Origin of the sequence: Stenotrophomonas sp. Sm10 (genome assembly GCF_030985515.1) — a bacterium.
In the GTDB taxonomy this organism is placed as follows: domain Bacteria; phylum Pseudomonadota; class Gammaproteobacteria; order Xanthomonadales; family Xanthomonadaceae; genus Stenotrophomonas; species Stenotrophomonas hibiscicola.
This window is the reverse complement of the sequence record NZ_JAPTFO010000106.1, coordinates 1-10562: the sequence shown is the minus strand read 5'-3', so window position 1 is coordinate 10562 and position 10562 is coordinate 1. Positions and strand designations below refer to the sequence as shown.

Genomic DNA, 10562 nt, shown 5'->3' with positions numbered 1-10562 from the left:
CCCCACCCGCCTGTCCGGCCTGGAACCTCTGGTCATTACGCCCGACCTGCTGTTCGTCAACGTCGGCGAGCGCACCAATGTCACGGGAAGCGCGCAGTTCCGGAAGCTGATCAAGGAAGGCCGCTACGAAGAAGCGGTGGACGTCGCGCGCCAGCAGGTGGCCAACGGCGCACAGATCCTCGACGTCAACATGGACGAGGGCCTGATCGATTCGGAAGCGGCGATGACCCGCTACCTCAACCTGATCATGTCCGAGCCGGACATCGCGCGCATCCCGGTGATGGTCGATTCCTCCAAGTGGAGCGTGATCGAGGCCGGCCTGAAATGCCTGCAGGGCAAGAGCGTGGTCAACTCGATTTCGCTGAAGGAAGGCGAGGCGCTGTTCCGCGAGCACGCGCGCAAGGTGCTGCGCTACGGTGCTGCTGCGGTGGTGATGGCGTTCGACGAAAACGGGCAGGCCGACACCTGCGCGCGCAAGGTCGAAATCTGTACCCGTGCCTACCGCATCCTGGTCGACGAGATCGGTTTCCCGCCGCAGGACATCATCTTCGACCCGAACATCTTCGCCGTCGCTACGGGCATCGAAGAGCACGACAACTATGCAGTGGACTTCATCGAAGCCACCCGCATCATCAAGCAGACCCTGCCGCACTGCCACGTCTCCGGCGGCGTCTCCAACGTCTCGTTCTCCTTCCGCGGCAACGAAACGGTACGCCAGGCCATCCACTCGGTGTTCCTGTACCACGCGATCGCCGCCGGCATGGACATGGGCATCGTCAACGCCGGCGCGATGCCGATCTACGACGACCTGGAGCCGGACCTGCGCGAGCGCGTCGAGGACGTGATCCTCAACCGCCGAAGCGATGCCACCGAGCGTCTGCTGGAGATCGCCGAGCGCTACAAGGGCAAGAAGGGCGCGGCGAAGACCGAAGACCTGGCCTGGCGCGAAAAGCCGGTGGCACAGCGTTTGGCGCATGCCCTGGTACACGGCCTGGATGCCTTCGTCGAGGAAGACACCGAACTGGCCCGGCAGGCCTCCAGCCGCCCGCTGGATGTGATCGAAGGCCCGCTGATGGACGGCATGAACATCGTCGGCGACCTGTTCGGCGCCGGCAAGATGTTCCTGCCACAGGTGGTGAAATCCGCGCGCGTGATGAAGAAGGCCGTGGCCTACCTGCTGCCCTACATCGAAGCGGAAAAGACGCGCAGCGGTGACACCGCCAAGAGCAACGGCAAGATCATCATGGCTACGGTGAAGGGCGATGTGCATGACATCGGCAAGAACATCGTCGGCGTCGTACTGGCCTGCAACAACTTCGACGTGGTCGACCTCGGCGTGATGGTGCCGGCGCAGAAGATCCTCGATGCCGCCCGCGAGCACAACGCCGACCTGATCGGCCTGTCCGGGCTGATCACCCCGTCCCTGGAGGAGATGAGCCACGTTGCCCGCGAGATGGAGCGCCAGGGCTTCGACCTGCCGCTGCTGATCGGGGGTGCGACCACTTCGCGTGCGCACACCGCGCTGAAGATCGACCCGCACTACAAGGCGCCGACGGTATGGGTGAAGGATGCATCGCGAGCGGTTGGCGTTGCGCAGTCGCTGATCTCGCGTGATCTGCGCGAGGCCTTCGTTGCCGCCAACGAAGCCGACTATGCCGAAATCCGCGCGCGCCACCGCAACCGGGGCGACGCCAAGCGTCTGGTCACGCTGGAACATGCGCGCGGGCAGAAATTCCAGGGCGGCTGGGACAGTTACACGCCACCGGCACCGAATCAGCCCGGCCTGCACGTGTTCGACGACTATCCCCTGGCCGAACTGGTCGACTACATCGACTGGACGCCGTTCTTCCAGGCCTGGGAGCTGGCCGGCAAGTTCCCGGCGATCCTCACCGACGAGATCGTCGGCAGCCAGGCCAGCGAGCTGTACAAGGATGCCCGTGCGATGCTCGAGCGCATCGTCGGCGAGAAGTGGCTGACGGCCAAGGCCGTGTTCGGCCTGTGGCCGGCCAACAGCATCGGCGACGATGTCCGCGTGCAGCACGCACAGGGCGAAACCACCCTGCACTTCCTGCGCCAGCAGGTGGACAAGCCAGCCGAACGCCCGGATTTCTGCCTGGCCGATTTCATTGCACCGGCCGAAAGCGGAAAGCAGGACTGGATCGGCGCGTTCGCGGTCACTGCCGGTATCGGCATCGACACCCACGTCGCGCGCTTCGAGGCCGAGCATGACGACTACAACGCGATCCTGCTGAAGGCCCTCGCCGACCGCTTCGCCGAGGCACTGGCCGAGCGCCTGCACCAGCGCGTGCGTACAGAATTCTGGGGCTACGACCGCGCCGAGACGCTGGACAACGAAGCCTTGATCGACGAGCAGTACCGCGGCATCCGTCCGGCGCCAGGCTACCCGGCCTGCCCCGAGCACAGCGAGAAGCGCCGCCTGTTCGACCTGCTGCAGGCTGAGAAGAACGCTGGCATGGAACTGACCGAGAGCTTCGCGATGTTGCCCACGGCCGCTGTCTCCGGCTACTACTTCAGCCATCCGCAGAGCCAGTACTTCGTTGTCGGACGGCTCAGCCGCGAACAGGTCACCGACTATGCCCGGCGCAAGGGCGTGGACCGCGGCCAGGCCGAACGCTGGCTGGCCTCCAATCTCGACTACGATCCCGAATGAGGCGGTAGCGCCGGGCCATGCCCGGCGTCATCTCCCGTCCGCCGGGCATGGCCCGGCGCTACCGTGCATTATTCCCGCGATGACCGTTCCCGTTGCCCGCCTCTCAAGTTTCTACTTGTTCTACTACGCGGCGCTCGGCGCGTTCACGCCGTACTGGAGCCTGTTCCTGACCGCGCGCGGGATGAGCGTGACCGCGATCAGCGTGATGATGGGCCTGTGGTACGCCACCCGCGTGATCGCACCCAGTGCCTGGACCTCGCTGGCGGCCGCATCACCGCGACCGATCCGCCTACTGCGCGTCGGCTGCGTGCTGACCCTGCTCAGCTTCGCCGCCTTCCTGCTGCCCCTGCCGCAGCCGTGGATGTACCCGGCGATGATCGTGTTCTGCTTCTTCTACAACGCGGTGATGCCGCAGTTCGAGTCGATCACCCTCACCCACCTGGGCAACGACAGCCATCGCTACGGGCTGATCCGGGTCTGGGGCTCGCTCGGTTTCATCGCCGTGGTCACCCTGTTCGGCTGGCTGATCGAAGGCGATGGCGCCGGCAGCCACGCCGGATTGTTGCCCTGGATGATGCTGCCCCTGTTCGTGCTGCTGGTTGCCTCGGCCTTCAGCAACCATTACGCGCGCGACATCGGCAGGACGGCGGGGGATGCCAGCGGCTTCTGGCAGATCGTGCGCCGACCGCCGGTGCTGGCGTTCTTCCTGGCCGCGTTCATGGAGCAGCTGTCGTTCGGCCCGTACTACACGTTCTTCTCGGTCTACATGGACCATCACGGTTACCGTACCTCCACCCTGGGCCTGCTGTGGACCATCGGCGTGGTCTTCGAAGTGGGCGTGTTCTTCACCATCGGCCGCTTCTTCCGCCGCTACGACGCCAGCTGGATGCTGCTGATCGCACTGGTCAGTTCCTGCCTGCGCTGGGCCGTGACCGCATTGTTCCCGGAGAACCTGCCGGTAATGCTGCTGGCGCAGACCGCGCACGCGCTGGGCTTTGCCGCGTTCTTTGCGGCGGCGATGCAGATGCTGGCGACCTACTTCCCCGGTCGTCTCAATGGCCACGGCCAGGGACTGCTCTATGGATTCTCGTCGGGTGTCGGCGGGGTGCTGGGCGCGCTTATTGCCGGCCAGCTGTGGAAGATCGACGATGGCCGCACCGCGTTCCTGGCGGCTAGCGGGTTTGCCCTGATCGGCGCCCTGCTCTGCTTCTTCGCGCTGAGCCTGCCGCTGATGCGCGCGCGCCGGACCCACGGCGCACACTGACAACGCTCCGGTTCAGCGCTGCAGCAACACCTGCTCCAGCGAAGGCAGCAGCACGCGGTTGCCATGCGCGCTGAGATGATCGCCATCGAAGAACAGCGGGCGGCCATCGCGCTGCGCGGGACATAGCGCGTCGTCGCACAGCACCGGCAGCGGGTCCCACAGCACGCCCCCCGGCAGTCCATCGACCACCTGCCGCAGGCTGCCCAGCATGGGTGCCCGCAACGTTTCCATCGCGACGCGCGTGCTGTCCAGCCCGTTGCGGCAGACCTCGTTGCGCGCATTGAAGCGGTCCGAGCAGCGATAGGGGGGCGCCGGCAGCACCGGTTTGGGTGCCTCCAGCACGATGCGCACACCGCGCTCGGCCAGAGGCTTCCACTGCTTGATCGCCTCGGCCGCTTCGGCCTCACGCCCTGCCGTGGCCTCCGCTGTCAGTTCGCCCGCCAGCTGCGCCTGCGCATCGAACAGCACGAACTGATCGGACAGGCGCGGCACCCGCAGCGATACCAGAACCACGGCGTCCCCCGGCTGCGCGCGCTGCGCGATGTCGGCAAACACCGCTGCGTCGAAATCGGTGCAACCGGCCCCGGCACCGCGCCACTTCTGCAGGCTCACCTGCGGGCATCCGCCACGGCCATAGAGGGAGACCTCAGAGCCGGTTTCCAGCGCCAGGCGCTGCAGCAGCTCGATGTAGGCCATCGCATGCGAATCGCCGGCAACAAACACCCGCTTCGGCGCACCGGCCGGCAGCGGACGGTCGCAGTTTCCACGGGTAAAGGTGCGCGCACTGCCGCCTTCGAATCGATGCTTCGCGGCCACCAGAGCACAATCGGGATAATCACCCGCCACACTCTCGCCATTGGGATACCAATCGGCTGGATGCCGGCTGACGGTACTCAGCGACAGCCGCGGCGCCTGCAGGTAGAGCAATGCCTGGATGCCGGCGGCGCACAGCAGTACGACTGCGCCGCTCAGCACCCACCGGCCTGGACGCAGGCGCTGCGACAACGGGCCGCGGAAGGGTTGCTCGACCCAGCGCCACGATACCCATGACAGCAGCAGCACCAGCACCATCGCAGCGATCATCTGCGGTGGTGTCCGCAGGCCCACGGTCCAGCGCATCAGCACGAACACCGGCCAGTGCCACAGATACAGCGAGTACGACAGCAGGCCAATGCGGCGCATCGGAGCGCTGGCGAGCAGCCGCGCCACCCATGCCTGCGGATGATGATGCAGCGTCCAAAGCAGGCCTGCGGTGGCGAAGGCCGGCAGCAGGCCGTCAGGCCACGGCGAGCGCCCGGCACGCGAGGACCATAGAGCCCACCCCAGCAGGACCAGCGCCATCATGGCCAGCAGGGAAAACACCGGCGCAGCGCGCTTCAGTGCCTGACTGGTTGCGGGGTCCAGCGTTTGCCGCACGTGCAGCAGCTGGAACAGCACCACGCCCACGCCCAGTTGCCAGAGACGGGTGCTGGTGGCGTAGAACGCCCACGATGGCGGCGCCTCGCGCAGACCCAGCACCGCAGCGTGCAGCAGCGATGCCATGCTGACCAGTGCGAACAGGCCCAGGCTGATCCAGCGCCCGCGCGCGCCACGTGCCCAGGCCAGGAACAGCAACGGGAACAGCAGGTAGAACTGCTCTTCCACACCCAGCGACCAGGTATGGGTGTAGGGATTGAATTCGGCCTTGGGCGCGAAGTAATCGTTGCCGATCGCCGCCAGCACCCAGTTGCTGAAGCCGAACAACGCCATCAGCCCCGTCTTGTCGCTGGCTTCGCTGAGCCACGACTCAGGAATGAACAGCACGCTCGCCACAGCGGTCAGCAACACGCACGCCAGCAGCGCCGGTGCGATACGACGGATGCGGCGCGCATAGAAGCGCAGCATCGACTGCCCCAGCGACAGCGGCGGCAGCCGATGTACCGACGCGCTGACCACGAAACCGGAGATGACGAAGAACACGTCCACGCCGGTAAACCCGCCCGGCAACCAGCCCGGGTCCAGGTGGAACACGATGACAGCCAGCACGGCGATCGCGCGCAGGCCGTCAATGTGCGGCACGTAGCCGCGGCTTGGATCAGCGGTCATCCCTTCCTCCGCGGCCGCGGGGGCAACGCGCCCACGGCGATCACGCGTTTACCAGACCAGGTCGTCCGGCACCTGGTACTGTGGGTCCGCGTACGGATCTTCCTCGGCCGGCGCATTCGGATCGACCTTCAGCGCCACCGACGGGGCGAACACTGCCTCGCACTGTGCCAGCACCTCGGCGGTCACCAGCAGGTAGCGGCCGTTGAGCTGGACCACGCCCAGCTCACCGGCATTGAGCGCGGTCAGCTGTTCGGCGGTCACATAGATGCGCTTGATCTTGCCGCCGTACGGGAAGTGGCGGGCAATGTCCGCCTCCTCGGCATTGAGGCTTTTGCCCTGCAGCAGCGCTTCCAGCTTGGTCTTCGCCTCACGGCGCACGCGTGCTTCTTCCTGCTTCAGGCGCTCGGCCTCGATGCGCTCTTCCTTCTCCCGCTGCGCACGGATCGCATAGGCCTTGGCCAGGTCCATCTCTTCGGCGCTGCGCGGCTTGCGCGGCCCCTGCTGCCCTTGGCCACCACGCGCCTGCCCACCGGGCTTGCCCGCCCCACCATGGCCATGCCCGCGACGCTCGCCGGGCTTGTGCTCGCCCTTGCCTGCGCCCTGCGGCTTTGCATTGCCGTTGCCACCCTTGCCCTGCGGGCGGCCGTCACGGCGGGGGCCATCATTCTTGCGCTCGGGCTTGGGCGCGGGCTTGAAGCCCAGGCCCATCAGCTGGTCGCGGAGGGTATCGCTCATAGGATTCGGATCAGTAGTGCGGCGGCGGCGGTTCGCTCGCCGGATCGGAAGAATTCAGTGCGTTGCGGACCTTGCCCAGGTCCTCCAGCAGGACGCGCAGCACATCGGCATTGCGCATGCCCTGCATGCGGGCATCAGCCAGCGCATCGCTCAACTCGGCCAGCGCCTGTTCCTGGAAGGACACGCGCATCTCCAACTCGACCAGGCGCGCTTCCAGCGCCTGCTCGCGTTCGGTCGGTAGATCAGACATGCAGCGAACGCCCCCGGCCGATGCCGTAGTACGCCAGGCCGGCGGCTTCCACTTCGGCCGGCTCATAGAGGTTGCGGCCGTCGAACACCACCGCGTCCTTCAGCTGCTCGCGCAGCTTCTGGAAATCGGGACTGCGGAACTGCTTCCACTCGGTCACCACGACCAGGGCGTCCGCGCCCTGCAGCGCTTCGTCAGCATTGCTGCAGAACACCAGGTCATCGCGTTCGCCGAAGATGCGCTGCGATTCGTGCATTGCTTCCGGATCGTAGGCACGCACCGTGGCACCGCCTTCCCACAGCTGCGCCAGCAGGCGACGGCTGGAGGCTTCACGCATGTCATCAGTGTTCGGCTTGAAGGCCAGGCCCCACACGGCGAAGGTCTTGCCGCGCACCCCTTCGTCCTCGCCCTTGTCGTAATGACGCTGGATGAGGGCGAACAGATGGCCCTTCTGTGCATCGTTGACCGCTTCCACTGCATTGAGCAGTTTCGGCTCCAGGCCATGCTGCTGGGCGGTACGGGCCAATGCCTGCACGTCCTTCGGGAAGCACGAGCCGCCGTAGCCGGCGCCCGGGTAGATGAAGTGCCAGCCAATGCGCGGGTCCGAGCCGATGCCCTGGCGGACCTGCTCGACGTCGGCACCGACGCGTTCGGCAATGTTGGCGATTTCGTTCATGAATGAAATCTTGGTTGCCAGCATCGCATTGGCGGCGTACTTGGTCAGCTCGGCCGAACGCACGTCCATCTCGACCACGCGGTCGTGGTTGCGGTTGAACGGCGCGTACAGGCGGCGCATTACCGCTACCGACTCATCGCTGGTCGCACCGATGATGATGCGGTCCGGGCGCATGCAATCGGCGACTGCGTCGCCTTCCTTCAGGAATTCCGGATTGGACACCACGTCGAAGGTGATGTCCGCGCCACGCGCGGCCAGCTCTTCGGCAATGGCGGCGCGCACCTTGTCGGCGGTACCCACCGGCACCGTCGACTTGTTGACCACCACGGTGGGCACGCTCATGTGCCGGCCGATGGTACGGGCAACGGCCAGCACGTACTGCAGATCGGCGCTGCCATCCTCGTCCGGCGGGGTACCCACGGCGATGAACACTACCTGGCCATGCGCGATCGCCGACGCGGCATCGGTAGTGAATGCCAGCCGCGACGCGGCGTGGTTGGCCTTCACCATCGGCTCCAGGCCAGGCTCATAGATGGGAATGACGCCCTGGTTGAGGCCATCTACCTTGGCCTGGTCGATATCGACGCAGACCACCTGATGACCGACATCGGCCAGGCAGGTACCGGTCACCAGTCCAACGTAACCCGTACCAAAAATCGCAACGCGCATATCCGTATTCGCTCCTCGATGACTTACGGCAGGACGCCCAGTAGCTCGACGTCGAACGTCAAAGTCGCGTTCGGGCCGATCGGGCCGCCGGGAGTGCCGTTCTCACCGTAGGCGAGTTCGCCCGGGATCCAGAAGCGGTACTTCGAACCGACCGGCATCAGCGCAACGCCTTCGGTCCAGCCCTTGATCACCTGGTCCAGGCCGAACTCAGCCGGCTGGCGGCCGTAGGAACTGTCGAACACGGTGCCGTTGAGCAGCTTGCCTTCGTAGTTCACGCGCACCTTGCTGCTCGGCAGCGGACGCTCGCCGCTACCCGGGCGGATCACCTGGTACTGCAGGCCCGACGCGGTGGTCACCACGCCCGGCTGGGTCTTGTTCTTGGCCAGGAACGCATTGCCTTCCTCGCGGTTGGTCTGCGCAGCGGCGGCGGCCTTGGCCTGCATTTCGGCCTGCTTGCTGCCCATGAAGGCCTGAATGGTGGCGGTCGCGTCAGCTTCCGTCATCTTCGGCTGTCCCTTGCTCAGGCCGGTGCTGATCGCGTCAAACAGCGAGGCGACGTCGATGTCATCCTTCAGCTGCGCCAGCGACGGGCCCACCGAGTAGGAACCGATCATCTGCGAGACCTTGACGCGGTCGACCTTCGGCGGCTGCGAACCCGGCGCCACGCCCGGCACCTGCTGGCCGCTGCGGGCCATCACGACCTGGCGCAGGGCCGCGTCGGTGGCCTTGGCCTGTTCCTGGGTGATCTGCGGCTGCAGGCCTTCGAACGAACGCTCCACGGCGGTGCGCAGCGCGGCCACGTCGATCTCATCGGCGATCGGAGTGAACGACTTGGCCACGTCCAGGCCGATGGCGTAGCCCAGCTTCTGCTTGGGGGAATTCAAGGTTGCGGTCTCCTTGGCGGCTGCGGGGGCAGCCGGTTGTTGCGACAGAGCGACACCCGAAGTGCCCATCGCCAGAATCAGAACCGACGCCGCGGCGCCGCGCATTCCCATCTTCATTCGCTGCATTCCTGGAAGTGTCTGGGCGCCGACGTCGGCGCGAAAAGGATCATTGTCGCACGCATGCCGTCGATGTCGAGGCATGCGTGCCGGATATCAATGCGTGGCGGCGGCCGCCAGCGCCTTGTCGATGGCCGCGATCAGCTGCGGATCGTCCGGCGTCACCTTGCTGGCGAACTGGGCGATGACCTTGCCATCGCGGCCCACGAGGTACTTGTGGAAGTTCCAGGCCGGCGCAACGCCGGTCGCTGCGGTCAGCCGCTGGTACAGCGGCGTGGCCTGCGGACCGACCACATGCACTTTCTCGAACATCGGGAACCTGACGCCGTAGGTCAGGGTGCAGAAGTCCTGGATCTGCTTCTCGTCACCGGGCTCCTGGCCCTTGAAATCGTTGGACGGGAAGCCGAGCACCGCGAAGCCCTTGCCGGCGTACTGCCTGTGCAGCGCCTCCAGGCCTTCGTACTGAGGGGTATAGCCACACTTGCTGGCGGTATTGACCACCAGCAGCACCTGGCCGTGGTAGCGCTGCTGCAGGTTGACCTGCTGCTTGCCAGCCAGCGGCCGGTAGCTGACGTCGAGCAGGTCGGCGGCCAGCGCATTGGCCGAGGCTGCCAGGCCGAGGGCCAGCAGAGTCAACAGGGACAGGCCGCGGAAGCGGTGCGGGAAGGCGGTCGACAGGGGCATGGGAACGTTCCGCAATAGCCGTTTCAAGGGTCCGGCCAGCATCGGCCGGGAATCGGCCGAACTATAGCACCGGGCCCTGTGGCACCTGTCGGCCCCGCCGTGGCACAGCTTTGCCGGGCCTGGCGACAGCCTGTGGGAAACGGCCGCGGCGCGTCGTCATTGACATAGGATTGACGTGACTGAATGGAAGGCGGTCAGGAAAGCCGGTTTCACAACCAAGTTTTCCTTTATTATCAATTGCCTGGATGGATATGGCGCGTTCTTGACCGCCCCTGCCATCAGTTGGGTGATGCGGGGGCTTGCACCCCGGCGTGCCGGTGTTATAGTTGCATACAACACCAGTCACCTGAGACAGGGGGAAGCCATGAACGTCCGGATCCGTCGCAACCTCACCGCACACGCGGCCGTCGCTGTTTCGACCCTGCTCGTGCTGGCCTGGTGGGCCACGCCCACCGCCCCTGCTTCGGCCGCTGCCGAAAGTGCGCAGGACGCGACGCTCTCCCCGGCAGGGAATGCCACCCCCTCCTCCC

Annotated in this window: 9 protein-coding genes; 3 read left to right on the top strand and 6 right to left on the bottom strand. The window is 66.0% G+C overall.

What is annotated here, in order from left to right:
* On the top strand, positions 1-2671 hold a 2671-nt coding region (metH, locus tag O0J15_RS19220), incomplete at its 5' end, for a methionine synthase (RefSeq protein ID WP_308306123.1).
* Positions 2672-2750: 79 nt separating this feature from the next.
* Positions 2751-3935 carry an MFS transporter gene (locus O0J15_RS19215; RefSeq protein WP_134735625.1) on the top strand — a complete coding sequence of 395 codons (1185 nt, stop codon included), beginning with the start codon at positions 2751-2753 and terminating at the stop codon, positions 3933-3935.
* 12 nt (positions 3936-3947) lie between these two features.
* On the opposite strand, the gene O0J15_RS19210 is transcribed toward O0J15_RS19215, so the two are convergent.
* From O0J15_RS19210 to O0J15_RS19185, 6 genes are all read right to left on the bottom strand, one after another.
* Positions 3948-6020 (bottom strand): acyltransferase family protein, encoded by a 2073-nt coding sequence (locus O0J15_RS19210; RefSeq protein WP_308306122.1) that lies wholly within the window; start codon positions 6018-6020, stop codon positions 3948-3950.
* A gap of 48 nt (positions 6021-6068) precedes the next feature.
* On the bottom strand, positions 6069-6755 hold the full coding sequence (locus tag O0J15_RS19205) for a DUF2058 family protein (protein WP_134735623.1): 687 nt from the start codon (positions 6753-6755) through the stop codon (positions 6069-6071).
* 10 nt (positions 6756-6765) lie between these two features.
* A complete protein-coding gene (locus O0J15_RS19200; protein ID WP_019660397.1) occupies positions 6766-7005 on the bottom strand; it encodes a SlyX family protein in 240 nt (79 codons plus the stop codon).
* Positions 6998-8347, bottom strand: coding sequence for a UDP-glucose/GDP-mannose dehydrogenase family protein (locus tag O0J15_RS19195; protein ID WP_019660398.1), 1350 nt, complete (start codon positions 8345-8347; stop codon positions 6998-7000). The genes O0J15_RS19200 and O0J15_RS19195 overlap by 8 nt, the downstream gene beginning before the upstream one ends.
* Positions 8348-8370: 23 nt before the next feature.
* A complete protein-coding gene (locus tag O0J15_RS19190) occupies positions 8371-9348 on the bottom strand; it encodes an FKBP-type peptidyl-prolyl cis-trans isomerase (RefSeq protein WP_019660399.1) in 978 nt (325 codons plus the stop codon).
* Positions 9349-9444: 96 nt separating this feature from the next.
* Positions 9445-10032, bottom strand: a complete 588-nt coding sequence (locus O0J15_RS19185) for a glutathione peroxidase (RefSeq protein WP_019660400.1) — start codon at positions 10030-10032, stop codon at positions 9445-9447.
* A gap of 175 nt (positions 10033-10207) precedes the next feature.
* Between O0J15_RS19185 and O0J15_RS19180 the strand changes: the two genes are divergently transcribed.
* Positions 10208-10562: hypothetical protein (locus tag O0J15_RS19180; RefSeq protein ID WP_308306121.1), on the top strand; the 355-nt coding region annotated here is incomplete at its 3' end.

Coding starts and splice junctions, on each gene's coding strand:
- O0J15_RS19215 (WP_134735625.1), top strand. CDS start 2,751: ATGACCGTTCCCGTTGCCCGCCTCTCAAGTTTCTACTTGTTCTACTAC.
- O0J15_RS19210 (WP_308306122.1), bottom strand. CDS start 6,020: ATGACCGCTGATCCAAGCCGCGGCTACGTGCCGCACATTGACGGCCTG.
- O0J15_RS19205 (WP_134735623.1), bottom strand. CDS start 6,755: ATGAGCGATACCCTCCGCGACCAGCTGATGGGCCTGGGCTTCAAGCCC.
- O0J15_RS19200 (WP_019660397.1), bottom strand. CDS start 7,005: ATGTCTGATCTACCGACCGAACGCGAGCAGGCGCTGGAAGCGCGCCTG.
- O0J15_RS19195 (WP_019660398.1), bottom strand. CDS start 8,347: ATGCGCGTTGCGATTTTTGGTACGGGTTACGTTGGACTGGTGACCGGT.
- O0J15_RS19190 (WP_019660399.1), bottom strand. CDS start 9,348: ATGAAGATGGGAATGCGCGGCGCCGCGGCGTCGGTTCTGATTCTGGCG.
- O0J15_RS19185 (WP_019660400.1), bottom strand. CDS start 10,032: ATGCCCCTGTCGACCGCCTTCCCGCACCGCTTCCGCGGCCTGTCCCTG.